21 protein-coding genes and 2 tRNA genes are annotated in these 24806 nt (G+C 69.5%); 7 read left to right on the top strand and 16 right to left on the bottom strand.

Features of this window, described 5'->3' with window-relative positions; genetic code table 11:
- The first annotated feature begins 5 nt into the window (after positions 1-5).
- The 5 genes from KOI47_RS00115 (at position 6) to KOI47_RS00095 (ending at position 3966) form a co-directional block, all read left to right on the top strand.
- Entirely contained in the window at positions 6-617 is a 612-nt protein-coding gene (locus KOI47_RS00115) for a class F sortase (protein WP_216212352.1), read from the top strand.
- Between the two features lie 55 nt (positions 618-672).
- The gene (locus KOI47_RS00110) at positions 673-1311 is read left to right on the top strand and encodes a pyridoxine/pyridoxamine 5'-phosphate oxidase (RefSeq protein WP_216212349.1); all 639 of its coding nucleotides are present in this window, start codon (positions 673-675) and stop codon (positions 1309-1311) included.
- Positions 1312-1435: 124 nt separating this feature from the next.
- Entirely contained in the window at positions 1436-2701 is a 1266-nt protein-coding gene (locus KOI47_RS00105; RefSeq protein WP_216212346.1) for a M14 family metallopeptidase, read from the top strand.
- Positions 2702-2809: 108 nt separating this feature from the next.
- On the top strand, positions 2810-3412 hold the full coding sequence (locus KOI47_RS00100; protein ID WP_216212341.1) for a TetR/AcrR family transcriptional regulator: 603 nt from the start codon (positions 2810-2812) through the stop codon (positions 3410-3412).
- Positions 3412-3966 (top strand): hypothetical protein, encoded by a 555-nt coding sequence (locus KOI47_RS00095; RefSeq protein WP_216212338.1) that lies wholly within the window; start codon positions 3412-3414, stop codon positions 3964-3966. Before KOI47_RS00100 ends, KOI47_RS00095 begins: the two co-directional genes overlap by 1 nt.
- 7 nt (positions 3967-3973) lie before the next feature.
- Here KOI47_RS00095 and KOI47_RS00090 read toward each other — a convergent pair whose 3' ends face one another.
- Positions 3974-4933: an NAD-dependent epimerase/dehydratase family protein gene (locus KOI47_RS00090; protein WP_216212334.1), complete on the bottom strand. Its 960-nt coding sequence runs from the start codon at positions 4931-4933 to the stop codon at positions 3974-3976.
- Positions 4934-5009: 76 nt separating this feature from the next.
- Complete coding sequence (locus KOI47_RS00085) at positions 5010-5408, bottom strand: histone-like nucleoid-structuring protein Lsr2 (protein WP_216212331.1); 399 nt, start codon at positions 5406-5408, stop codon at positions 5010-5012.
- 241 nt (positions 5409-5649) lie between these two features.
- On the opposite strand from KOI47_RS00085, the gene KOI47_RS00080 reads away from it, so the two are divergent.
- Positions 5650-6294 (top strand): hypothetical protein, encoded by a 645-nt coding sequence (locus KOI47_RS00080; RefSeq protein ID WP_216212328.1) that lies wholly within the window; start codon positions 5650-5652, stop codon positions 6292-6294.
- Positions 6295-6298: 4 nt separating this feature from the next.
- Here KOI47_RS00080 and KOI47_RS00075 read toward each other — a convergent pair whose 3' ends face one another.
- Together KOI47_RS00075 and KOI47_RS00070 are read right to left on the bottom strand one after the other, a co-directional pair.
- Positions 6299-9277: an ATP-binding protein gene (locus KOI47_RS00075; RefSeq protein WP_216212325.1), complete on the bottom strand. Its 2979-nt coding sequence runs from the start codon at positions 9275-9277 to the stop codon at positions 6299-6301.
- A 53-nt stretch (positions 9278-9330) separates the two neighbouring features.
- Positions 9331-10155 (bottom strand): AraC family transcriptional regulator, encoded by an 825-nt coding sequence (locus KOI47_RS00070; RefSeq protein ID WP_216212322.1) that lies wholly within the window; start codon positions 10153-10155, stop codon positions 9331-9333.
- A gap of 98 nt (positions 10156-10253) precedes the next feature.
- Between KOI47_RS00070 and KOI47_RS00065 the strand changes: the two genes are divergently transcribed.
- The gene (locus KOI47_RS00065; protein WP_216212319.1) at positions 10254-11660 is read left to right on the top strand and encodes an amidase; all 1407 of its coding nucleotides are present in this window, start codon (positions 10254-10256) and stop codon (positions 11658-11660) included.
- 41 nt (positions 11661-11701) lie between these two features.
- Here KOI47_RS00065 and KOI47_RS00060 read toward each other — a convergent pair.
- From KOI47_RS00060 to dnaA, 12 genes are all read right to left on the bottom strand, one after another.
- Positions 11702-11774, bottom strand: a tRNA-Ala gene (locus KOI47_RS00060).
- Positions 11775-11810: 36 nt separating this feature from the next.
- Complete coding sequence (locus KOI47_RS00055) at positions 11811-12002, bottom strand: DLW-39 family protein (protein ID WP_141999634.1); 192 nt, start codon at positions 12000-12002, stop codon at positions 11811-11813.
- 111 nt (positions 12003-12113) lie between these two features.
- Entirely contained in the window at positions 12114-12611 is a 498-nt protein-coding gene (locus tag KOI47_RS00050) for a hemerythrin domain-containing protein (RefSeq protein WP_232376452.1), read from the bottom strand.
- A gap of 143 nt (positions 12612-12754) precedes the next feature.
- A tRNA-Ile gene (locus KOI47_RS00045) sits at positions 12755-12828 on the bottom strand.
- Positions 12829-12876: 48 nt separating this feature from the next.
- On the bottom strand, positions 12877-13629 hold the full coding sequence (locus KOI47_RS00040; protein ID WP_216212317.1) for a DUF3566 domain-containing protein: 753 nt from the start codon (positions 13627-13629) through the stop codon (positions 12877-12879).
- A gap of 26 nt (positions 13630-13655) precedes the next feature.
- Entirely contained in the window at positions 13656-16160 is a 2505-nt protein-coding gene (gene gyrA / locus KOI47_RS00035) for a DNA gyrase subunit A (protein WP_216212314.1), read from the bottom strand.
- A gap of 69 nt (positions 16161-16229) precedes the next feature.
- Positions 16230-18200, bottom strand: a complete 1971-nt coding sequence (gene gyrB, locus KOI47_RS00030) for a DNA topoisomerase (ATP-hydrolyzing) subunit B (RefSeq protein ID WP_216212312.1) — start codon at positions 18198-18200, stop codon at positions 16230-16232.
- Between the two features lie 149 nt (positions 18201-18349).
- Complete coding sequence (locus KOI47_RS00025) at positions 18350-18880, bottom strand: DciA family protein (RefSeq protein ID WP_232376451.1); 531 nt, start codon at positions 18878-18880, stop codon at positions 18350-18352.
- A gap of 226 nt (positions 18881-19106) precedes the next feature.
- Positions 19107-20264 carry a DNA replication/repair protein RecF gene (gene recF, locus KOI47_RS00020; RefSeq protein WP_216212309.1) on the bottom strand — a complete coding sequence of 386 codons (1158 nt, stop codon included), beginning with the start codon at positions 20262-20264 and terminating at the stop codon, positions 19107-19109.
- Positions 20265-20315: 51 nt separating this feature from the next.
- On the bottom strand, positions 20316-21206 hold the full coding sequence (gene gnd, locus KOI47_RS00015) for a phosphogluconate dehydrogenase (NAD(+)-dependent, decarboxylating) (RefSeq protein WP_216212304.1): 891 nt from the start codon (positions 21204-21206) through the stop codon (positions 20316-20318).
- A gap of 33 nt (positions 21207-21239) precedes the next feature.
- The gene (gene dnaN / locus KOI47_RS00010) at positions 21240-22379 is read right to left on the bottom strand and encodes a DNA polymerase III subunit beta (RefSeq protein WP_216212302.1); all 1140 of its coding nucleotides are present in this window, start codon (positions 22377-22379) and stop codon (positions 21240-21242) included.
- 726 nt (positions 22380-23105) lie between these two features.
- Positions 23106-24806, bottom strand: coding sequence for a chromosomal replication initiator protein DnaA (gene dnaA / locus KOI47_RS00005; protein WP_216212298.1), 1701 nt, complete (start codon positions 24804-24806; stop codon positions 23106-23108).

Genomic DNA, 24806 nt, shown 5'->3' with positions numbered 1-24806 from the left:
TGATCGTGCGAACGCGACAGACGTCCCGGGGCGGCCGCGCGATCGCGGCCACCCTGGCCTCGGCCGCACTCCTGCTCAGCGCGGGATGCGGGGACGAATCCGGGGACGGGGCCGCACCGGCCGACACGGGCGGCACCGAGCCCGCCGCCACGGTGGTCGATGCTGCGGACGAGCGGGTGAAGCCGACCAGGATCAGCATTCCCAAGCTCGAAGCGACATCCTCGCTCATCGAGGTGGGCATGGACGAGAACCGGCAGATCGAGGTTCCGCCGATCGACCAGCCGATGCAGGCCGCCTGGTACAAGCACGCGCAGGTTCCCGGCGATCCAGGGCCCGCCGTCATCCTCGGCCATGTGGACGGCAGGCAACAGCCGGGCATCTTCTACCGGTTGCACGAGCTCACCGCGGGGGACGAGATCCTGATCAACCTGGCCGACGGTACCGAACTGCGGTTCCGGACCACCCGCGTCCAGCAGATCGACAAGGACGAGTTCCCCACCGAACTCGTGTACGGCTCCGCGGACGAACCGGAGCTACGCCTGATCACCTGCGGTGGTGCCTTCGATGAGCAGGCGCAGAGCTACACCGACAACGTGATCGCCTACGCCGAGCTCTGATCACCGGCAGGTGTGGGGCGGCACGGTGCCGCCCCACACCTGCCATCATGGCCGGGTGTCCCCCTTGCGTGGCTGGCCGTCCTTTCCGGACGAGCCGCCGGACTTCGACCCCGCGAGCGCGCCGGAGCAACCGGACGCGCTGTTTCTTGCCTGGCTGGCGGACGCTGGCGAGTACGCGCTGGCTCCGCACGCCACCGTTTTGTCCACTGTAGATTCCGAGGGCGCACCGGACGCCCGGGTGGTGATCCTCAAGGAGGTCGACGCGGCAGGCTGGCAGATTGCCACCAGCGCGCTCAGCCCGAAAGGCAGGCAACTCGGTGCGAATCCGCGGGTGGCACTGACCTTCTTCTGGCCGCAACGGGCCAGGCAGGTGCGGATCAGGGGCACCGCCACCCCGGCCGCAGCCGAGCTCTCCGCGGCGGATTTCCGCGAACGCCCTCCTGCGTCCAAAGTGGAATCCCTGATCGGGAACCAGTCCGAGATCCTTTCCGACCCGGCCGAGCTGACGCGCGCGGCGCGGGCGGCGGAACATCGGGTGGCCACCGAGCCGGATCCGGTACCCGCGGGCTGGACGCGCTATCTGATCACCGCGGAATCCGTGGAGTTCTGGCAGGGGCGGCAGGACCGGCTGCATATCCGGCTGCGCTACACCCGGGAAGCCACCGGCTGGCGCACCGAGCGTCTCTGGCCGTGACGCGGCGACGTCCGGTCCATAAATCCCGTTGATACGTCAACTTCTCCCGACTTCCGATGGTTGTGGGTGCTATCCCGCCCGCGCAGGCTGGCTACCACACATTCGGTAATCGTTCGGAGGCGTAATGTTGACCAAACGTCGCGTCCTGGGCGGCGTTGCGGCGACCATCGGACTGATCATGGTCGCCACGACCGCTTCGCCCGCCGGTGCCCAGCAAGGGAACCAAGACGCACCGCAACGAGGTGTCTACCAGGTACGCGAGGCCACGGCCGCGCCGGATCGCACGGCGATCGCGAGCAGTGGCGTGGATGTGCTCGGCGTCCGGGACGGCCGGATGACGGTCGTCGCCTCACCCGGGCAGGCCGGCAGGCTGCGCGCCGAGGGGTTCGCCCTCGAGCAGGTCGGCGACTTCGACGCGATGCTGGCGCGGCGCAGCGGCGGCGCCCGCGCGGCCGGGGTGAACGACTTCCCGCCCGGCGACGAGGCGTACCACAACTACGCGGAGATGACCGCCGCACTGCGGGCCGCCGCGCGGGACTACCCCGGCCTGGCCAGGATGAGCAGCGTCGGCCGCTCCTACCAGGGGCGCGAGTTGCACATGCTGAAGATCAGCGACAACGCGGCGCGGGACGAGAACGAGCCCGAGGTGCTGTTCACCTGCAACCAGCACGCCAGGGAACACCTGACCACCGAGATGTGCCTGCATATCGTGGACCGCTTCACCAGCGAATACGCCAGCGATCCCACCGTGCGCCAGCTGGTGGACAGCCGGGAGATCTGGATCATCCCGCAGGTCAACCCGGACGGCTCCGAGTACGACATCGCGGGCGGCCGGTACAAGGGCTGGCGGAAGAACCGGCAGGGCCAGGGCACCGACCCGAACCGTAACTGGGGCTACCGGTGGGGCTGCTGCGGTGGCTCCAGCGGCTATCCCTCCAGCCAGACCTACCGCGGAACCGCGCCGTTCTCCGCGCCGGAGACCAGGGCCGTCGCCGATTTCGTCGGTTCAAGGGTGGTCGGCGGCAGCCAGCAGATCACCGCGCATATCGACTTCCACACCTTCTCCGAACTGGTGCTCTGGCCGTACGGCTACACCTACGCCGACACCGCGCCGGGGATGAACGCCGAGCAGGCCAGGCGGTTCCAGGACATCGGACGGCAGATGGCCCGGACCAACGGCTACACCCCGCAGCAGTCCAGCGACCTGTACATCACCGACGGTTCGGTGAACGACTGGATGTGGGCCGAGCACGGCATCCTGAGCTACACCTTCGAGATGTACCCGCGCAGCGGTGGGATCGGCGGGTTCTACCCACCCGCATCGGTCATCCCGCGGGAGACCGCTCGCAACGACGACGCGGTGGACATCCTGCTCCGCGCGGCTGGCTGATCCGCAGCCAACCCTGGGGGTGCCGGCCATGGCCGGCACCCCCGTTGTCGTCGTGGGCTCCCGGTCATGGTTTATTATGACTGACCAGTCAGCCATATTGGAGGCTTGATGGCGCCGAAACGAGTGGACCGCGCGGCCCGCCGGGAGGAGATCCTGGGTGCCGCGGTGCGGGTGTTCGCCCGCAAGGGCTTCGCGGCCAGCCGGATCGAGGACGTCGCGGCCGAGGCGGGTATCGGCAAGGGCAGCGTGTACCTGTACTTCGCCAGCCGTGAGGCCCTGCTGGCGGCCGCCTTCGACGAGCTGTCCGGTACCTCCGCGCAGATCCTGCGGGAGATCAGGACCGATCGGCGTCCCGCCATGGACCGGCTGGCGGAGTTGGTGCACGCCGTGCTGCGGTCGATGGCGCAGCGGCCCGAGCTGTCCAGGATCCTGCTCGACCTGTGGTCGGCGAGCCGGGGCGGCGAAGGTCTTCCGCTGGATATGGGCGCGGTGTACGCGGACTACCGTTCGGCGGTCGCCGAGCTGCTGCGGGAGGCCGTCGCCGAGGGGATGGCCCGGCCGGATGTCGGCCCCGAGCACGCCACGGTCGTGGTGGCCGCCGTCGAGGGCTGCCTGCTGCAGTGGCTGGTCGATCCCCGGCTGCCGCTCACCGAGCTCGCCGGTCCGGTCGTTTCGGTCTGCCTGGATGGCCTCCGCAGCAGGGAGACATGATGACCGTATCCGGCACCGGCCTGCTCACCAGGCTGAACGACGAGCTGGTCGCGCCAAGGGCGGGCACCGGCGAGTTGCTGACCACCTACCTCGCGGCGCTGGCAGGCACCGGGCTGGCCGTCACGCTGGCTGCCGAAGCCGGGCTGGGCTGGCTGCCGGTGCTGGTGCTCGGGATCGTGGCCTTCGACATGTTCGGCGGCGCGGTCGCCAATGCGACGACCGCGGCCAAGCACCGTTTCCACGCGCCCGGCCGGACCTGGCGCCGCCACCTCGGGTTCGTCGCCATCCACCTGCAGCCGTTCCTGCTGGCACTGGTGGTCCCCGGTTTCGGCTGGGCCACGGCGGCCGTGGTGTACGCGGGCGTGCTCGCCGGGGCCGTGCTGGTGCTGGCGGTGCCGGGGCAGCTGCGGCGGCCTGCCGCCTTCGCGGTCGCCGTGCTGGGCGCGGCGGCGGCCACCATGCTGCCGGTGCCGGATCCGGTCGCCTGGTTCGTGCCCACCCTGCTGATCAAACTGCTGCTCGGGCACCTGCTCCCCGGCGAGGCGGGCCGGTAGGTCCGGTTCAGTCCCCGAGGCTGATCCGCCCGGCACCGACCAGGCTGTCCACGGCATCGGCCACGGCCTGCAGCGAGGTGTAACGCGGCTGGTAGCCGAGCAGGCGCCGGGCCTTGTCGATACCGCAGTGCGAGCTGTGCACCAGGTGGTCATGGGTGATCCGGGCGTCCTCGGCGGCGACCGTCTCCCGCCAGCGTTCCCACGGCAGGTAGTCCAGGTCGGCTTCCCGGCCGAACCAGCAGGCGAGCGCCTCGGCGTAGCCGCGGAGGGTCATCGCGGTGCCGGCCACGGCGTGGAAACTCTCGCCGAGACTGGCGCGGCGGTTCGCCATGGCGTTGACGAACACCTGCGCGACATCGTCGGCGTGCACATGCTGCAGGGTCTCCATGCCGTTGTTCGGCAGCACCACCCGTTCGCCCAGCGCCAGCCGTTGGAACACCGCCGGATCGACATTGCCGACCGGGTTGACCGGTACCCAGCCGCGCCCGGTGATGTGCCCGGGATGCACGACCGTCGCCGGGAATCCGGTCAGCTCGGCCTCGCGGCGCAGATAGTCCTCGATGGCGGCCTTGTGCTCACCATAGGCACTGACCGGCCGCCGGGGCTGGTCCTCGGTGGTGGGCAGCAGGGCACTTGGGCCGTGCACCCAGATCGTGCCGCAGTGCAGGAAGTGCCGGATCCGGCCACGTAGCGCCTCCACGAGTTGCCGCGCGCTGGGCAGCCGGAAGCAGATCAGGTCGATCACCACATCCGGGCCGAGATCGGCGATCCGCGGCCCGAAGGTGCCCGCGGCCTCCTCGGCCTCCCGGTCCGCCTCGATCATGTGCACCCGGCGCCATGCCCCGTGCGGGGTGTATGGCTGCCTGCGGCCGCGGCAGACGACCACCACCTGATGGCCGAGTTCCACCAACCGCGGAACCAGGTAGGTACCGATATGACCGGTGCCGCCGATCACCACAGTCCGCACGGGCAGATCCTATCCCGGCTGATCCCGAAAACCGGCCGCCCGCGCGGATCCGGATTCGCGCCAGGCGCTGGTCGAGCTAGGCGGTGGCCTTCTTCTTCCGGGAGCCGCGCCGGCGGGCGGGCTCGGCCGGTGCCTGCTGCGCGGCCTCGAAAGCCGCGATCACCTCGGTGGACAACCGGCCACGATCGGAAACCGCGTACCCGTTCTCCTGCGCCCAGGCACGCACCTGCCGGTTGCGCTCCCGGTCGGTTCCGGACTGCTTCGCAGCCGACTGGCCGGTGGCAAGCCGGACCCGGCGGCCGCCGACCCTGCGGCCCGCGGCCACGAACCGCGCGAGCTCTTCCCGCAGGCTGGCCGCGTTCTCCTCGGACAGGTCGATCTCATAGGAGACACCGTCCAAGGCGAACGGCACCGTCTGCGCCGCCTCGCTGCCGTCGAGATCGTCGAGCATCTCGACGAGGACCTTCTGGGCCATGACGTACTGCCTCCTCAGCTGTTCGGGCACGCCCTGTTCGTGCCTGGTTCGCAGCGTAGCCCGCGGACAGACCATGATCGGGCGGCGACACGGCCTCGAGCGGGCAACGGAATGACCGCGGGCAGGCACCCGGCGCCGCGGCCTCCATTGTGGTCGGTGTGTTCGCTGCCATCCGGATGGCAGCCGGATGGCACTGCCTTGGCAGACCGGTTCGGCAATCTCCGACCGGAGGTGGTTACTGATGTTCTTTGTCGAACTGTTCGTGTCCAAGGGAGCACTCGAGCCCGAGCAACGCCGCCGGGTGGCGCGCCGGCTGGGCAGACTCGGCGAGCTGAGCGACGGCGAGCCCGCGGAGGGGGCCGATGAGGTTTCCGAGATGGCGCCCCGGTCCGCCGCGGTGGCCGCCGCCATGTTCCAGGTGGTGGTGCACGAACCGGAGATCTGGGTGGCGGCCGAAAACCTGGTCACGCCGGAGGGTCCGCCTCGTTGCGTGGTCCGCGTACACGTCCCCGGCCCCTGGCGCAAGGATCTGAGCGAGACTCTGGTCGCCTACGCGACGCGGATCATCGCCGCGGAGTTCGAGGACAGGCTGCGGCCTTACCGGGAGCCGACCGTGCAGGTGCACGTCATCGGAGTGTCCGAAGGAAGTATCGGGCTGCGCGGGAAGGTGGCGACCTCGAACGACATCGTCGAGATGCTGAGCGAGCCGTACCGGGAGGACGCCGCCGAGGGCAGGGCATTGCGGGATCCGATGTGCGGGGTACTCGTTCCGTTGGAAGGCAACACGGCCACCGTCGAGCTGGACGGTGAGCTGTACGCGTTCTGCTGCGCGGGCTGCCGGGCGGAGTTTCTGGCGAAACGGCGAAAGGCGGCCGCGCGGGAGTAACCGGTTACCGAGGCGGCAGCCCGCCGCGCAGCCGGGCCAGGGCAGATACCGGCTCCGCGGCACGGCCGCGCCGGTAGGCGTCCCGGTAGGGGGCGAGCTCGCCCAGCAGCCGCGCGACATCCGGATTGCCCGCGTTGGGCCCACCGCGCAGTGCGTGTGCGATGCCGAGGATCTCCGCTGCCGTATCCGGTTCACCTCGCCGCTGGTGCAGGTCGGCGATGCCGACGGCCACGTGGGCCACCATCGGCGGGTCCGGCAGCGTCGCGGCGAGCGAGCAGGCCTCGGCGAGGTGGCGGGCGGCCGTGTCGAGATCGCCGGTGGCCGCGGCGAGACTTCCCGCCGCCGCGGCGTACAGGGCTCGCTCCGGCGGGTCCCCCTCCGCGATGGCCAGGGCGAGCTGGCGCTGCGCCTCCGCGAGGTCCCCCTGGTAGCGGGCAAGGTCGGCGAGGGGGATCCGGGCCAGTGCCACCTGGCGCGGCGAGGCCGCCCGGTCGAGTACGGCCAGTAGCTGCCTGCGGGCTCCCACGAGGTCTCCGGCGTCGGAGCGGATCATGGCCAGCCATACCCGCTGCCCTTCGTGCGTACCGAGTTCCTCGGCCAGCGCCACGGCCTCGTCCAGCATGCCGAGGGCCTCGGCCGGGTTCCCGGCGGTGACCTGGACCGAGGCCAGGGACATCAGCGCCAGCGAAAGCCCCCACCGTTCCCCTGCCGCGCGAAATCCCGCCACCGCGGTGGCGAGGTCCCGCCTGCCGTTTTCCAGCCGGAGATCCGTGCCATGCAGGAACGAGCGGGCCAGCCACAGCATCCCCCGCGTCCACGGTTCGTCCTCGCCAAGGTGCGGCTCCAGCGCCGCCAGCCCGGCGGCGCTGTCCCCGTTGGCCAGCGCCAGCATGGCCGTGACGAAGGCCGAGGTCGGTCCGTGCGCGGCAGGCGGCTCGCCGGCAACGGCTGCGGCCTCGGTGAGTTCCCCTGCGAACATCGCGTTGAACAGGTAGCCGGCGCAGGCACGAAGCCTGGCGTCCGCATCTGCCACGCCGGGCATCCGCAGCACGGCACGGAGTTGCCGGGTGGATTCGGCATGGTCGCCGTGCACTGTCCAGAACATGGCCAGCGCGGCACCGAGCCGGACGGCGGTGTCCGCGTCACCGGATTCGCAGGCGAATCGCAACGCGGCCAGCAGGTTGTCGCGTTCCGCGGAAAGCCGGGTGAGCCAGGGGATCTGCTCGGCCCCACGGAGCCGGGGCTGCGCATGCTCGGCGAGTTCCAGGAAGCAGGCGGCGTGCTCGGCCAGCGCTTCGTGCAGCCTTCCGGTCTCGGCAAGGCGTTCGCGCCCGTACTCGCGGAGGGTGTCGAGCATGCGGTACCGCCCACCCTCGACCACCAGTAGCGATTTGTCGACAAGCGCATACAGGTGCGGCCCGGCAATGCCGATCCGTTCGGCGGCCTCCGCGGTGAAGGCGGCAGGGAACGTGGCCGCCCGCTCGGCGGCCTCGCGTTCGGCTCCGGTGAGCAGTTCCCAGCTCCACGCCACCACGGCCCGCAGCGTGCGGTGCCGGGCAAGTGCGGTGCGGCTGCCTCCGGTGAGAATCCGGAACCGGTCGTCCAGCCCGGCGGCGAGCCGGTCGAGCGACATGGACCGCAGCCGGGCCGCGGCCAGCTCGATGGCCAGCGGCAGGCCGTCGAGGCGGCGGCAGATCAGGACGACCTCGTCGGTTGGCGTGAACCCGGGCCGCACGGCCTGCGCCCGGTCGGCGAAAAGCCGGGCAGCAGGCTGCGATCCGAGTGGCGACACCGGGAACAGTGCCTCGCCGGTGATCCCGAGCGGCTCGCGGCTGGTGGCCAGTACGCTCAGCGGGGGACAGCGGCCCAGCAGCTCATCGACGAGATGCGCGGCGGCGTCGAGCAGATGCTCGCAACCGTCAAGGATGAGCAGGTTCTCGGTGGCCGACAGCGCCTCGACCATCCGGGACATGGCGTCCTCGGAACCGCGCAGGCCCATGGCGCCGACAACCGCGCCGGGAACGTCGGCCGGATCGGTCAGCGGTGCCAGCTCCACCAGCCACGCCGGCTCCGGCAGCCCGCCCGCGGTCACCGTGGCCAGCCGGGTCTTGCCCACCCCGCCGGGCCCCACCAGCGTCACCAGCCGGCAGGCGCGGATCCGCTCGGCGAGGCTGTGTTGTTCGGCGTCGCGGCCGACGAAGCTGGTCAGAGCGGCACGCAGGTTGCCACCCTGGCCAGCCCGCGCGCTTCGGCCGCGCAGCACCTTCAGATGCAGCTCCCGGATCTCCGGTCCAGGGTCGGCGCCAAGCCGCTCGGCAAGGAGCTCACGGTAGGTCTCGTAGGCGGACAGTGCCTCGGCCTGCCTGCCATCGGCGTCCAGCGCAGTCATGAGCAGGGCCCGCAACCGCTCGCGCAACGGGTTCGCGGCGATGAGCTTCTCCAGTTCGGCCACCGCCGATGTCCGGTCCACGCCGGGGCAGGCCAGCTCGGCCTCGATCCGGTCGGTCATGGCGTCCAGGCGCAGCTCGCCGAGCCACCCGGCCGCTGCGGCGGCAAACGGCAGGTGCGCAACCTCGGCCAGCGGGTCACCGCGCCACAGCTCGAGAGCGGCCGTCAGGGGCTCCACCGCCGCTGCCCGGGATCCGGCTCGGAGCAGGCGACGGCCCTCGCGCGCCAGACGTTCGAACCGGATGACGTCCACCGCCTCGGCGGGGAGGTCGAGCCGGTATCCGGCCGGCTCCGAGCGCAGTACCTCCGGAGCGGGCAGCGCACGCCGCAGTCGCGCGGCCAGGGAGTGCAGCGCGGGTCCCGGATTGTCCGGCGGATCGGCGGGCCAGAGTGCATCGGTCAACGCCCGCGCGCTGACCACCTTGCCCGCGTCCAGTGCCAGTTTCGCCAGCAGCGCGCGGAGCCGGGAGCCGCCGACCGGCACCTCCCGGTCATCCGCGCGGACCCGCAGCGGCCCCAGCACATCGATACGCACGCGACCATTGTCTCTTTTCCGGTGCGGCCGAGGGGAACCGAAACCCTGGGCAGTTACAGCCCGGTGGAGCGAGCCCAGGCGACATGGTCGACCGCGAGCCACTGCGCACCGGCGACGGCCGCGGGCGTGATCCCGGCGAACGCCTTCACCTCATGGTGCAGATGCGCCTGGTCGACATATCCGGTTTCCGCTGCCACCGCCGCCGGGCTCTCCCCTGCGGCGAGCCGGTGCACCGCGTGGTCGAACCGGACAAGCCGCGCGGCGTGTTTCGGGCTGAGCCCGATCTGTCTGCGAAACCGCGCCCACAGCCGCTTCCGGCTCCACCCGGTCTCCTCGGCCAACCGCTCGATCCGCACCCGCCCGCGCCTTGCGACCATCCGCTGCCACACGAAGGTGACTTCCGGATCAACCGCACGCCCGACCTCGTACCGTTCCGTCAGCGCTGCCTCTGCCAGCGCAAACCGGTCGTCCCAAGAATCAAGTGCGCGCAGCCGGTCCGGCATTTGTGCCGACCAGACGTCGTCGAGGGCGAAGACGGAGCCACTCAACGCCGTACCGAACACCGCATGCGCGATCTCGGGCGACAGCCGGATCTGTACGCACTCAACGTCCTTACCGTGCCCGCGCGCTCCCCGCGGCGCGAGACCGGCGACGACGCTGCCCCGTTCCCGAACTCCGCGCGCGTCGTCGATGAGCATCGCGTCGCCGAGATCGATGAACAGCGTGACCGCCGGGTACGGCACCACCGGAAGGTCGATGACATCGGTGGTCCTGCCGGCGAAACCGGCCATGCGCATTCCAGGCAGCCGGGGCCGCCGGGATGGCACCGCGATGTCCCACACCGCAGCCCCGTCGCGAGCCCATCGGGCTGGTCGCATGCCGCCATCGTACGGAAATGCGGCAGCGCGACATTTCTCCAATACCGGTGACCCCGGCCGCGGCCAGGCTGAATGCACATCCGGAAAGGAGATCCGCCGTGGTCGATCCGTTCAGCTCAGCCGTCGAACTCGCCACCGCCATCCGCGCGAAGGAAGTGAGCCCGGTCGAGGTCGCCGAGTGCTACCTCGACCGGATAGCCGAACTCGACCCGGAACTCAACGCTTTCTGCTACCGCGCCGACGACGAGGTCCGTACCGCCGCGTCCGCCGCAGCCGACGCCATGGTGCGGTCCACGCCCGAGGAACTGCCGCCGTTCCACGGAGTTCCGGTACCGATCAAGGACCTCGTCAACGTCGTCGGCTGGCCGACCACCTACGGCTCCCTCGCCACGCCCCGCACACCGAGGACCGCGTCGGACCCGATCGTGCGGCGGCTCGCCGACGCGGGCTTCATCCCGCTCGGTAAGACCACGACGTCGGAGTTCGGCGCGGTGTCCTTCACCGAAAGCGAGGCCCAGGGCATCTCGCGCAACCCGTGGGACCCGAGCCGCACGCCAGGCGGTTCGTCGAGCGGCGCGGGGATCGCCGTCGCGGCCGGGATGGCTCCGATCGCGCACGCCGAGGACGGTGGCGGGTCGATCCGCGTCCCGGCGTCGTGCACCGGTCTCGTCGGGCTGAAGCCAACCCGCGGCTTGGTCACGAACGCGGTCGTCGAGGTCGAAGGCTTCGGCACCAGTGGCGTCGTGAGCCGAACGCTGGCTGACACCGCCGCCGCGCTGGACGTCATCGCGCGCCACGACCCCGGCGCCTGGTGGTCCCCGCCAACTCCCACGCGGTCCTTCGCTGATGCGTTGACCGCTGCGCCGCCGACCGGCCTGCGGGTCGGCGTGCTCAGCACCTCGCTGATCGACGGCATCCCCGTGGACCCGGCCTGCCTGACCGCGGTCGACAAAACCCTGCGCACCCTGGAACAGGCCGGCCACCACGTGGTCGACGAACCGCTTCCGCTGCCGACGTCGGAGGAACTCATCTCGACGTTCATGAAGATCTGGAACGTCGCCGGCGCCGGCATTCCGCTCGCCGACCCGGACCGCGTCGAACCACACAACCGCGCCCAGCGCGAAGCCGCGAAGACGGTCGATTCCTGGGCCTATGCCGAGAGCGTGTACCAGACACAGCAGCTGTCACGACGCATCGTCGAAGCGTTCACCCACAGCTTCGACCTGCTGGTCACCCCGAGCATGGCGTGCCTCCCGCCGCGGGTCGGCGCGTGGCGGGAGAGCGGCAACCCGGTGACGGCCAGCTACCCGATGGCGGTCTTCACGTCGTTGTTCAACGTGACCGGCCAGCCCGCGATCTCCGTCCCGGTGCACCACGACGACGCGAGCGGCCTGCCGGTCGGCGTCCAGCTGGTGGCCGCGCCATGGCGGGAAGACCTGCTGCTGCAGACCTCCCGCACCCTGGAGCAGACGCACCGCTGGACCGAGCGCCGACCGACCTTGTGAGGGGTCACTGCGAGGGAACGCCGCCGTGCCGAATACCAGGGTGGAGCTGAGGGGAATCGAACCCCTGACCTCTGCCTTGCAAAAGCAGCGCTCTACCAATTGAGCTACAGCCCCGATGCGGGCGTCACCGCCCGCGAAGTACTCGCGCGATCAGTTGTTGCGGGTGGCGTCGGAAGAGCTGGTCTTCGACGGCGCACTGCCGTTGGAGGACACGTCACCGAACGAGTTCGTCGGCGCGGTGGCCTCGCGCCACAGGTCGGCTTCCGCCTTGGCGTCCTTGTTCCGCTTGACCGCGAACAGAACGCCGCCCGCGATGACCGCGAGTGCCAACAGCTTCTTCACGTGCAGCCCCTCCTCAACAACTTGCCGAGCTTGCCCCACGATGTTACTGCACCGGTCGAAGCCCTCGACGCGCCGGTGCACATGTTGGTTCCACGTGGAACGTGCCGCAGGTCACCCCAGCCTGCCCGCGGTCTGCTGCACCAGCAACCGCACGTTCTCCAGCCGGCCGCAGTCCGCGTCGAGCCGGGCTTTGCGCGAGGCGATGAACGCCACGCCGAGTCGTTCCCGCTCCGCCTCGGCGAGATTCTCGGTGGCGTCCTTGAGCAGGGTTTCCTCTTCCTCCTCGGTGTGGTGGTCAACCACCTCGGCCAGCTTGCCGAGGGTGCTCGCGTAGCTGTCGCCCGCCAGCTCGGTCAGCTCGAGGAAGGCAAGCAGGGCCTGGTTGATCTCGGCGTGCTCCTCCTCGCCGTGCTCGACGTCGTGCGCGGTGGAGGCAGCCCTGCGCAGCTTCGGATAGACTTCGTCCTCCTCGGCCTCGGCGTGGGCAACGAGCAGGGCGGCCAGCTCGGACCGCAGGGACGCATGGTCGGTGTCGTCCTCCCGTAGCCCCTGCAACAACTGCTCGAACCGGCGATGGTCGGCAAGGATGAGCTCTACGACGTCGGACACGACCGTCCTCCCGGGGTAGCGAAACCACGAAACCTGGATCCCAAGCTTCCGCCACCCCGCACAACCAATCAACCACCGAGCGCAACAACCCAGGGAAAAAGAAAAGCCCGGCACAATGCCGGGCTTGATCCTGCGGGACTGGGTGGGCCCAGGAGGACTTGAACCTCCGACCTCTTCGTTATCAGCGAAGCGCTCTAACCGCCTGAGCTATGGGCCCGCGACGCAGCAAAGACTACCGCACGCCCGCCGGGTGCTCGCCACCGGGTTACTCCCGTTCGGAGAGGGTGACCTCCAGGCCGCCCGCCAGGTCCGCGGACACGTTGTAGATGAAGGCCATCACCGTGGACAACGCGGATAGCAGCACGATGTTGATGGCACCGATGATCGCTGCGATGCCGAACACCCTTCCGGCGCTGATCAGCGGCTCGGCCGCCTCCTCGGTGCCCTCTCCCTGCACCAGCGAGGTGTAGGTGCCGTTCAGCTTGTCCCACACGCCCATGCCGTCCAGCACGGTGTACAGCACACCGACCGCGACCAGCCAGATGAAGAACAGCGCGACCCCGAGCACCAGCGAGAGCTTCAGCACCGACCAGGGATCGAACCGCTTGACCTGCAGGCTGGCCCGGCGCGGCCCACGGCCGGGCCTGCGCAGGGCGGTCGGGGCGGCCCGGCCCTTGCCGCCGGTGGCACCGACCCGAGCCGATCCCCTGCCACGGGCGGGGGCCTCCTCGGTCGCGGAGCCGAACAGCCTGTTCGCGGCGCTGCCGGTGACCACCGGCTGCTCCCCGGAATCCGGGTGCTCGTAGGGCTGACCCAGGTACGAGGTCGGCGCCTCGGACGGCAACTGCCCCGCGGACCACTGGTCACCGTAGCCGTCCGTCTGCGCGGCCGGGTCGGCCTCGGCAGCGGTGCCGTTGCCGGTGTCCTTGGCGACCCGCTGCCAGGGCGGGGTGCCCGAGCCCGCGGTGTCCCCCGCCGCGCCCCCGGCGGCGCGGTCGGTGTGGTCAGGTGGTGTCACGAGGTGTCAGTCCCATCCAGCTGTGGCTACTGCTTCGGCTCCTGATCGTCATCCCCTTCGGGGACGACGTCCGACGGCTCGTCCGCGTTGCGTGCGACCGCGAGCAATGTGGTGCCCTCGTCCAGGTTCATCAGCCGCACGCCCTTGGTCTGCCTGCCGGCCTTGCGCACCTGCCCGGCGGCGGTGCGGATCACGCCGCCGGTGGAGGTGATGGCGTACAGCTCGTCATCCTCGTCGACGATGAGCGCCGCCACCAGCCTGCCACGTTTCCGGTCGTACTGAATGGTGAGCACGCCCTTGCCGCCCCGGCCCTGCACCGGGTAGTCCTCGATCGGGGTGCGCTTGGCGTAGCCGCCATCGGTGGCCACCAGCAGGAACTTGTCCTCGGCCACCACACCGATGCCGAGCAGCTCGTCTCCCTCGTTGAACCGCATGCCGAGCACACCGGAGGTCGCCCTGCCCATCGGGCGCAGGGCCTCGTCGGTGGCGTGGAAGCGGATCGACTGTCCCTCCGAGGAGACCAGCAGCAGGTCGTCCTCGGCGGCGGCGAGCACGGCGCCGACCAGTTCGTCACCCTCGCGCAGGTTGATGCCGATCAGCCCGCCCGCGCGCGGGGAGTCGAAGTCGCTCAGCTTGGACTTCTTGACCAGCCCCTTCTTGGTGGCGAGCACCAGGTACGGGGCGACCTCGTAGTCCTTGATCTGGATGACGCTGGCGATCTGCTCGTCCGGCTGGAACGCCAGCAGGTTGGCCACATGCTGGCCGCGGGCGTTGCGGCTGGCCTCGGGCAGCTCGTAGGCCTTGGCCCGGTACACCCGCCCCTTGTTGGTGAAGAACAGGATCCAGTCGTGCGTGGAGCACACGAAGAAGTGCTGCACGATGTCGTCCTGCTTCAGGGTCGCGCCCTGCACACCCTTGCCACCGCGCTTCTGTGAGCGGTAGAGGTCGGTCTTGGTGCGCTTGGCGTAACCCGTGCGGGTGATGGTCACCACGACGTTCTCGACCGCGATCAGGTCCTCGACCGACACCTCGCCGTCGAACGGGATGATCTTGGTGCGGCGCTCGTCCCCGTGCTTCTCGACGATCTCCATGAGCTCGTCCTTGACGATCTGCCGCTGCCGCTCCGGCTTCTCGAGGATGTCCTTCAGGTCGGCGATCTCCGCCTCGATCTTGGCCAGCTCATCGATGATCTTCTGCCGTTCCAGCGCCGCCAGCCTGCGCAGCTGCATGTCCAGGATCGCGGTGGCCTGGATCTCGTCGATGTCCAGCAGCTCCATCAGGCCCGGCCTGGCCTCGTCGGCCGATGGCGAGCGCCGGATCAGCGCGATCACCTCGTCCAGCATGTCCAGCGCCTTGACCAGGCCACGCAGGATGTGCGCCCGTTCCTCGGCCTTGCGCAGCCGGTACCGGGTACGCCGGATGATGACGTCGATCTGGTGCTTGACGTAGTGCCGGATCATCTGGTCCAGCCGCAGTGTGCGCGGCACACCGTCGACCAGCGCCAGCATGTTGACGCCGAAGTTGTACTGCAGCTGGGTGTGCTTGTAGAGGTTGTTCAGCACGACCTTGGCCACCGCGTCCCGCTTGAGCGTGACCACGATGCGCATGCCGCTACGGCTGTTGGACTCGTCGGCGATATCCGCGATCCCGGTGAGCTTGCCGTCGCGCACCAGCGTCGCGATCGTCTCCACCAGGTTGTCCGGGTTCACCTGGTACGGCAGCTCGCTGACCACCAGGATGGTGCGGCCCTTGTTGTCCTCCTCGGCCTCCACCACGGCGCGCATCCGTACCGAGCCGCGGCCGGTGCGGTAGGCATCCTCGATGCCCTGGGTACCGAGGACCAGCCCCCTGGTCGGGAAGTCCGGCCCCTTGATCCGCTGGAGCAGCGCGGCCAGCAGCTCGTCGTCGCTCGCCTCGGGGTTGTCCAGCGCCCAGGTCACACCTTCAGCGACCTCGCGCAGGTTGTGCGGCGGGATGTTGGTCGCCATCCCGACCGCGATCCCGGAGCCGCCGTTGACCAGCAGGTTCGGGAACCGGCTCGGCAGTACCTGCGGTTCCTGGGTGCGACCGTCGTAGTTGTCCGCGAAGTCGACGGTCTCTTCCTCGATATCGGCCAGCATGTGCATGGCCAGCGGGTCGAGCCGGGCCTCGGTGTACCGCATGGCGGCGGCCGGGTCGTTGCCCGCGGAACCGAAGTTGCCCTGGCCGTCGATCAGCGGGTACCGCTGCGCCCACGGCTGGGCGAGCCGCACCAGCGCGTCGTAGATAGCCGAGTCGCCGTGCGGGTGGTAGTTGCCCATCACGTCGCCGACCACGCGCGAGCACTTGTTGTGCTGGCGGTCCGGGCGGAAGCCGGAGTCGAACATCGAGTACAGCACCCTGCGGTGCACCGGCTTGAGGCCGTCCCGGACATCCGGTAGCGCCCTGGACACGATCACGCTCATCGCGTAGTCGACGTAGGAGCGCTGCATCTCCTGCTGGATGTCGACCGGCTCGATGCGGTCGCCTTCCGGCGGCAAGGTTTCCGTCATGTCGTCCTTCTCAACTGGACAGTCCTGGTAGGACAGCAGGGGCCGGGTGGCTTACGGGCCTCAGACGTCTCAGACGTCGAGGAAACGAACGTCCTTGGCATTGCGGGTGATGAACGAGCGGCGGGCCTCGACGTCCTCGCCCATCAGCACCGAGAACAGCTCGTCCGCGGTGGCGGCGTCGTCCAGCGTCACCTGGCCCAGCAGCCGGTTGGCCGGGTCCATGGTGGTCTCCCACAGCTCGTCGGCGTTCATCTCGCCGAGCCCCTTGTACCGCTGGATAGCGTCGTCCTTTGGCAGCTTCTTGCCCTGCCGCAGGCCCTCCTCGATCAGCACGTCCCGCTCCCGGTCGGTGTAGGCGTACTCCGGCTCCGACCGGGGCCACTTGATCTTGTAAAGCGGCGGCCGCGCGATGTACACGTGGCCGTGCTCGATCAGCGGGCGCATGAACCGGAACAGCAGGGTGAGCAGCAGGGTGCAGATGTGCTGGCCGTCCACATCGGCGTCGGCCATGATCACGATCTTGTGGTACCGGATCTTGGTCACGTCGAAGTCGTCGTGGATCCCGGTGCCCAGCGCGGTGATCAGCGACTGCACCTCGTTGTTCTTCAGGACCTTGTCGATCCTGGCCTTCTCCACGTTGATGATCTTGCCGCGGATCGGCAGGATCGCCTGGTACATGGAGTCCCTGCCCTCCTTGGCCGAGCCGCCCGCGGAGTCGCCCTCCACGATGTAGAGCTCGCACTCCTCGGCGTTGGTGGAGCGGCAGTCCTTGAGCTTGCCCGGCAGCCCGCCGATGTCCAGGGCACCCTTGCGGCGCACCAGGTCGCGGGCCTTGCGTGCGGCCAGCCGGGCCTGCGCGCTGGAGACCGCCTTGTTGATGATCGTCTTGGCCTCGCTGGGGTTGCGCTCGAACCAGTCGGCGATCCACTCGTTGGCCGTGGTCTGCACGAAGGTCTTGGCCTCGCTGTTGCCCAGCTTGGTCTTGGTCTGCCCCTCGAACTGCGGCTCCGCCATCTTGATCGAGACGATCGCGGCGAGGCCCTCCCGCACGTCGTCCCCGGTGAGGTTCGCGTCCTTCTCCTTGAGCAGCTTCTTGTCCCTGGCGTAGGCGTTGACCACCCTGGTCAGCGCCGCGCGGAAGCCCTCCTCGTGGGTGCCGCCCTCATGCGTGTTGATCGTGTTGGCGAAGGTGTACACCGAGGGCGTGAACCCGTTGTTCCACTGCATGGCGACCTCGACCTCGAGGCCTTCGCCCTTGGCCTCGAAGGAGACCACGGTCTTGTGGATGGGGTCCTTGCTGCCGTTGATGTGCCGGACGAAGTCCTCGAGCCCGCCAGGGTAGTGATAGGTGCGTTCGCGCAGCTGGGCCCGCTTGCCCTCGGCGTCCTCGCCCTCGCCGTTCTCCTCGGTCACCCGCTCGTCCCGCAGCACGATGGTGAGCCCCTTGTTCAGGAACGCCATTTCCTGCAGCCGCCTGGCCACGGTCTCCGCGCTGTAGTGCGTGGTCTCGAAGATCTCCGGGTCGGCCCAGAACGTGGTGGTGGTCCCGGTCCGGTCGGTCGTGCCGACCTCGACCAGCTCGCCGGGCTCGGAACGCTGGTAGCGCTGGCGCCACATCTTGCCGCTGCGGCAGACCTCCACCTCCAGCGCGGCGGACAGCGCGTTCACCACGGACACGCCCACACCGTGCAGGCCACCGGAGACCGCGTAGCTCTCGCTGTCGAACTTGCCGCCTGCGTGCAGCACGGTGTGCACGATCTCCAGGGTCGACTTCTTGTGCACCGGGTGGGGCTCGACCGGGATGCCCCGGCCGTCATCGACGACCCGGACCCCGCCGTCGGCCAGCAGGGTCACCTCGACCGTGGAGGCGTACCCCGCCATCGCCTCGTCGACGGAGTTGTCCACAACCTCCCAGATCAGGTGGTGCAGCCCTCGCTCGCCGGTGGAGCCGATGTACATACCGGGGCGCTTGCGGACCGCCTCGAGCCCCTCGAGCACGGTGATGGAGGACGCGCTGTAGTCGTTCGTGGTAGCTGACACCGGCTTGTTTTCTCCTCGTCTCGCCCAAGGGGACGCTCGCTACCAACATCCTACTTGGCAACCAACGCTCAGATGCATCAAGGACGCCCCTGGTTTCGTCACAGAGGCACGAACTCAACCTCAGTCGGGTCCGATCCCATAAACCGGGTTCAGCCGTACGTGTCGCGCGGCCCACGGCCGGACACGTGCAGCGGGCCCTTGCGCCAGCTCGGTGCCGTCGGCCCCTGGATCCGCATCCGCTTGACCACCCCGTTTCCGACCGCGGCCGCGATCTTCTTGAGCAGCTGCCCCTGTAGCAGGCGCAGCTGGGTCGCCCAGGCCGTGGAGCTGGCCCGGACGGTCAACTCCCCCTCACGCAGCGCGACCGGCTGGGCATGCTCGGCGACCTCCTCGCCGACCAGCCGCGCCCAGTGGCCGAACACCTGGCCGTTGGCGAGCTGTTCCCGCCAGCCACGCTGTACGGCGAGCCGGGACACCAGCCTGCCGAGCGGTTGTGGATCGCGCTGGTCGGCGCCGGGCCCGGACCAGCGGCGCCGTGCCGGGCTCTGCCCGCCAGGCGCCCCGCCCTGACCTGCGCGTCCGGGCCGCCGCACCCCCGGCTCACTGCCACGCGCGCGGGCCTTGGCCCTGGCGGCATCCAGCGCGGCCTTGGCCAGGTCCCGGCCCGACCCCTCCTGCACATTCGGCCCAGTGGGTTCGCTACAGTCGGTGCCCGACAGGGGGAACTCGCCAGGGTGACTACTCACACGGGGGGTATCGGGTCGCTCATTTGGCGGCGTAGTCACAGCGGGCGATAGCTCCGTCGCAGTGTTATCCACACTATCCACAGGGTTGTCCCCAGATCGGTGAGACATGGGTGTGTCGGCGATCACCCCGAGTTGCCGACTTGATCTTTGTTTCCGCCGCTCAGCCAAGACTGACCCCGCTTTCTGACACCGCGTAGCGGACCCCGGCCAGCTCCTGGGGGACGTCCTCATCCACAGCGGCGGTCACCAGTACCTGTTCGGCACTCGTGGCCACCTCCGCGAGCCGGGCCCGGCGTCTGCGGTCCAGCTCGGCGAACACGTCGTCGAGCAGCAGCACCGGTTCACCGGACTCCGCGCGAAGCAGCTCGTAGGAACCGAGCCGGAGCGCCAGCGCGAACGACCAGGACTCACCATGGCTGGCGTACCCCTTCGCAGGTGCCGTACCGAGCACCAGTTCCAGCTCGTCCCGATGCGGCCCTACCAGGCTTACCCCACGTTCCAGCTCGGCGGAACGCGACGCGCCGAGGGCCTCGGTCATGATCTTGCTCAGGGTTGCCGGGTCGGCCCGGTCCCCCTCCGGCGTTCCGTAGCCCTCCGGCAGGGCCTCGCCGAGGCTGGAGCGGTAGCCGATCCGGGTGGGCCGGGAGTCGGGCGCGACCCCGGCGTAGGCGGCCGCGGCATGCGGGCCGAGGTCGGCGACGAGGTCCAGCCGCCCGGCGAGCAACTGCGCGCCGATCTCGGCCAGGTGGTTGTCCCATACGTCCAGGGTGCTCAGCGCGTAGGGGTCCTCCCCCGGCCCGGATCGTCGCTTGCCTGCGGTCTTGAGCAGCGCGTTGCGTTGCTTGAGCACCCGCTCGTAGTCGCTGCGGATTCCGGCGTACCGGGGTGCGCGCTGCACCAGCAGCTCGTCAAGGAACCGCCGCCGCTCGCCGGGGTCGCCCCGCACCAGCGTCAGGTCCTCGGGGGAGAACAGCACGGTGCGCAGGATGCCGAGCACGTCGCGGGGCCTGCCGACCGCGCCGCGGTTCACCCGCGCCCGGTTCGCCCGCCCGGGGGCGATTTCCAGTTCCACGGTCAGCTCGCGCCCCTCATGCACCACCGCGACCCGGACCAGCGCCCGTGCGCAGTCGTGTCGGACCAGCGGCGCGTCGGTGGCCACCCGGTGCGAACCCAGGGTGGACACGTAACCGATGGCCTCCAGCAGGTTGGTCTTGCCCCGCCCGTTCGGTCCGATCAGCGCGGTCGGTCCCCGCTCGAGTGGCAGGTCGAGCTGTTCCCAGGACCGGAAGTCGGTGACCTGTAAATGACGCAGATACATAGTCGGGTGCCTACGCGGTTCGTGCGTGGCGCGCGACCACGCACGAACCCGCTACTCGCCGGCCTTGCGCACCGCGTGGCCACCGAACTGGTTGCGCAGCGCGGCGACCGCGCGCATCGCGGCGGAGTCCTCCTGCCGGGAGGCGAACCGGGCGAACAGCGCGGCCGAGATCACCGGTGCGGGAACGGCGTTGTTGATCGCTTCCTCCAGTGTCCAGCGACCCTCGCCGGAGTCCTCGACATATCCCTCGAGGTCGTCCAGTTCCGGATCCTCGTCCAGCGCGCGCACCAACAGGTCCAGCAGCCAGGAGCGGACGACCGTGCCGCGCTGCCAGCCCTTGATCACCCCGGCCACGTTCTCGACCACGTTCGCGGCCTCGAGCAGTTCGAATCCCTCGGCATAGGCCTGCATCACGCCGTACTCGATGCCGTTGTGCACCATCTTCGCGAAATGCCCCGCGCCCACCGGGCCGGCATGCGAGAAGCCTTCCTCGCGCGGCCCCTCCGGACGCAGCGCGTCGAAGACCGGCATGGCGCGCTCGACATCCGCTGCCGAGCCGCCGACCATCAGGCCGTAACCGTTGTCCTTACCCCAGACTCCGCCGGACACGCCCGCGTCGATATAGCCGATTCCTTGCGCGGCAAGGAGATCCGCGTTCACCTTGTCGTCGGTGTAGCGCGAGTTGCCGCCGTCGATGAGCAGGTCGCCCTCACTCAGCAACTCGCTGAACTCCTTGACGGTCTGCCGGGTCGCCTCTCCGGAAGGCACCATCACCCAGATGATCCGCGGTGCGTCCAATGTGGACACCAGTTCGGCGAGCGATCCGACGTCGGTCACCTCGGGATTGCGATCGTAGCCGACCACCTCGTGCCCGGCGGCGCGCAACCGCTCGCGCATGTTGTAACCCATCTTGCCGAGGCCGACGAGTCCCAGCTGCACCATGATGTGCTCCCCTCCGTTCGCGAAACTCCGCCGTCAGCCCGGCAACCGGACCGGCATCAACAGGTAGAGGTAACCGGGAACCACGTTGCCCTCCTCGTCGGCGGGCTTGACCAGTGCGGGCCGGTTGGGGGTGGTGAAGGTCAGTTCGGCGCGATCGGTGTGCAGCGCGCCCAGCCCGTCCACCAGGTAGCCGGGGTTGAACGCGATGGTGACCGGCTCGCCCTCGTAGTCCACCGGAAGTTCTTCCTCGGCGCTGCCCTCGTCGTCACCACCGGCGGACAGCCGCAGCGAACCCTCGGTGAACTCCAGCCGCACCTGGGTCCCCCGCTCGGCCACCAGGGAGACCCGCTTGATCGACTCGGCGAGCGCGGACACGTCCAGCACCGCGCGGGAGGTGTGTGAACTGGGCAGCAACTGCCGGTACGGCGGAAACTCGGCATCCAGCAACCGGGTGGTGGTGTACCGGCCGGAACCCGCGAGACCGAGCAGACCGTCGCCGCTGGCCAGGGCGAGCTGCACGGCGGCGCCGCTGGAACCCAGCGATTTCGCGGCGTCGGCGAGGGTACGGGCGGGTACCAGCACGGCCGCGTCGGTGAGCCCTTCGGCCGGCGACCAGTTGATCTCGCGCATGGCCAGCCGGAACCGGTCGGTGGCCACCATGGTCAGGGTGTCCCCGGAGATCTCCAGCCGCATCCCGGTGAGCATCGGCAGGGTGTCGTCCTTGCCCGCCGCCACCGCGACCTGGGCCACGGCCTGCCCGAACACCTCACCGGCCAGCTCACCGGCGTGCGCGGGCTGGGCAGGCAGCTCGGGATAGTCCTCGACCGGCATGGTGGGCAGGCTGAACCGCGCGCTGCCGCAGGTGATGGACGCACGCGCGCCGTCGACCGCGATCTCCACCGGCTGGGCGGGCAGTGCCTTGGTGATATCGGCGAGCAACCGCCCGGACACCAGGGTGCGACCGCCGTCGGCGATGGTGGCCGGGACGCCCACGGTGGCGGAGACCTCGTAGTCGAACCCCGACACGGTCAGCGCGTCGGCGGTCTCGCCGCTGTCCGAACCTGCGTCGAGCAGCACGCCACCGAGCACCGGTACCGGCGGTCTGGACGGCAGGCTCTTTGCCACCCAGGCGACGGCGTCGGCAAGCCCGTCGCGCTCGACGCGGATCTTCATGAGCCCATCCTTTCGACAGCCGAGCCGTTTCGGCTCGAAAGATCGACATGCGTCCCCGCTTCGGAGCGCTCGCTGGCGGAGGCGACCGAAGCAGGAGCCGGGCGTCTGGTGCCCGGCCGGGAGGTCAGTTGGGAACACCGGCACCACCGGCCCCGGTGTGGACTCCCACGTTAGAACGTGCCCCGCCCCGCCGTCATCTTGGCCTCCGGATCGACCTGTCGACGTGTCGACACCTGCACGCAAGGTGTCCCCAACTTGGCCGTTGCCCTGTTTTTCTTTTGTTCTTCAAGAGAGAGAAGAGATAGGCAGACGTAGTAGTAAGGGTTGTGGGTTGTGTGGACATCTGCCATTACCGCTGCTCCGACGGCGCGGCGTCCTGTGGACTTCCGTGGTGGCGTTCCGGTGGACAGTCGCGGCGACCGGTGGACCGTTTTTCCGCACCCCCAAGGCGTCCACACCTGTCCACAGTTGTCCACACGGTAATCCCCAGTTGTGGGGAGACCTGTGCCCAAGCTTTACACCGCCCCGCGCCGCCCGGAGCCGTGTACGAATCGCTCCACTGAGTGACACCGAAGTCCGTTCCGTGGCGTACATCTCTTCGAAGCAACCGACGATCTTCTTGGCGCGGAAGGAAAAACGCGCGGTGGGAGAAGGCGCGCGAGGTCGCGCGAGGTCACGCGAAGCCGCCGCGGAACCGCGGCGGAGGAAGGTGGCGCGAGGAGCCGGTTACTGGCGTGCGCGCTGCTTGATCCGTGAGGTGAGTTCCTGCACCTGGTCGTAGATCCGCCTGCGCTCGGCCATTTCCTTGCGAATCTTCTTGTCCGCGTGCATGACCGTGGTGTGGTCGCGGCCGCCGAAGGTCTGGCCGATCCGGGGCAGGGACATATCGGTGAGCTCGCGGCACAGATACATGGCGATCTGCCGCGCGGTGGCGAGCGCCTTGGTTTTGCCGGGCCCGCAGAGATCGTCCACGGTCACATCGAAGAACTCGGCGGTGACGCCCATGATGGTCGGTGCGCTGATCTCCGGTGCCTGGGAGTCGGGAATCAGGTCCCGCAACACGATCTCGGCCAGCCCGACGTCCACCGGTTGCTGGTTCAGTGAGGCGAAGGCGGTCACCCGGATCAGCGCGCCCTCCAGCTCGCGGATGTTCGCCTCGATCCGGGCCGCGATGAACTCCAGTACCTCGCCGGGCACCGCGAGCCGGTCCTGGGCGGCCTTCTTCCGCAGGATCGCGATCCTGGTCTCCAGCTCGGGCGGCTGGATGTCGGTGATCAGGCCCCACTCGAACCGGGTGCGCAGCCGGTCCTCCAGCGTCTCCAGCCGTTTCGGCGGGCGGTCGGAGGAGACCACGATCTGCTTGTTCGCGTTGTGCAGGGTGTTGAAGGTGTGGAAGAACTCCTCCTGGGTTCCTTCCTTACCTTCCAGGAACTGGATGTCGTCCACCAGCAGGATGTCGATATCCCGGTAGCGCCGCTGGAACGCGACCTTGCGGTCGTCGCGCAGCGAGTTGATGAAGTCGTTGGTGAACTCCTCGGTGGACACGTACCGCACCCGCATCCCGGGAAAGAGCCGTTGCGCGTAGTGCCCGACCGCGTGCAGCAGGTGGGTCTTGCCCAGCCCGGACTCCCCCCAGATGAACAACGGGTTGTACGCCCGGGAGGGGGCCTCGGCCACGGCGACGGCCGCGGCGTGCGCAAAGCGGTTCGACGCGCCGATCACGAAGGTGTCGAAGGTGTACTTCTCGTTCAACCGCGTCTTCGAGGTCTGCGGCTGGGCTGGCGCGGTGTACGGCTGCCCAGCGATCGGCTGGCCGGAGAAGGTCGGCCAGATCTCGTGCACCGCGGCGAGCGCCTCGCCTTCCTCGTCGACCTCTTCCTCCGGTTCCTCGGTCGCCGGGTCGGTGCCGCCCTGCGGTGCGGTCTTGGTGTGGCTGGCGCTGTTGTGGCCGGCACCGTGCTGGGTCGCGGGACTCGGTGGCAGCGGCGGTCCGGCCGTGCCGTCCTGCGCCGCGCCGTCCGATAACGGCGCAGCGGGCGCGGACTGGACAGCATGGGTGGCATGCCCGGAATGCGCACCGTCGCCGTTGTTCACCTCGCCGGGTGAGGGCGCATACCGTCCGGGTGTTGTCGGGCCCTGGCTGCCGGGCGGGGCGGCGACGCCCTCGGCGGTGTCGACCTTGACCGCGAGCGAGACGTCCCTGCCGAGCCTGCGGGACAGCGCCTCAGTGATCGGATCGCGCAGCGCACGCTCGATGGCTTCCTTGGCGAAGTCGCTGGGCGCGGCGAGCAGCGCGGTGCCGTCGAGCAGGCCGATCGGCCGGGTGACGCGCATCCAGGCCCGCTGCTGGGGGGAGAGGGTGCCGTTGGACAGCTCCCTGACCACCTGTTCCCAGATGACCCCGAGGTTGACCTGGTGCTCAGACAC

The sequence above is a fragment of the Amycolatopsis aidingensis genome (assembly GCF_018885265.1).
Lineage (GTDB): Bacteria > Actinomycetota > Actinomycetes > Mycobacteriales > Pseudonocardiaceae > Amycolatopsis > Amycolatopsis aidingensis.
The sequence above is the reverse complement of the archived record's forward strand: the minus strand, read 5'-3'. Positions and strand labels throughout refer to the sequence as shown.

Bases quoted from the DNA above. Each gene is read 5' to 3' on its own strand.
- KOI47_RS00105 (WP_216212346.1), top strand. From the start codon at position 1,436: ATGTTGACCAAACGTCGCGTCCTGGGCGGCGTTGCGGCGACCATCGGA.
- KOI47_RS00100 (WP_216212341.1), top strand. From the start codon at position 2,810: ATGGCGCCGAAACGAGTGGACCGCGCGGCCCGCCGGGAGGAGATCCTG.
- KOI47_RS00095 (WP_216212338.1), top strand. From the start codon at position 3,412: ATGACCGTATCCGGCACCGGCCTGCTCACCAGGCTGAACGACGAGCTG.
- KOI47_RS00085 (WP_216212331.1), bottom strand. From the start codon at position 5,408: ATGGCCCAGAAGGTCCTCGTCGAGATGCTCGACGATCTCGACGGCAGC.
- KOI47_RS00080 (WP_216212328.1), top strand. From the start codon at position 5,650: ATGTTCTTTGTCGAACTGTTCGTGTCCAAGGGAGCACTCGAGCCCGAG.
- KOI47_RS00070 (WP_216212322.1), bottom strand. From the start codon at position 10,155: ATGCGACCAGCCCGATGGGCTCGCGACGGGGCTGCGGTGTGGGACATC.
- gyrA (WP_216212314.1), bottom strand. From the start codon at position 16,160: ATGACGGAAACCTTGCCGCCGGAAGGCGACCGCATCGAGCCGGTCGAC.
- recF (WP_216212309.1), bottom strand. From the start codon at position 20,264: ATGTATCTGCGTCATTTACAGGTCACCGACTTCCGGTCCTGGGAACAG.
- gnd (WP_216212304.1), bottom strand. From the start codon at position 21,206: ATGGTGCAGCTGGGACTCGTCGGCCTCGGCAAGATGGGTTACAACATG.
- dnaN (WP_216212302.1), bottom strand. From the start codon at position 22,379: ATGAAGATCCGCGTCGAGCGCGACGGGCTTGCCGACGCCGTCGCCTGG.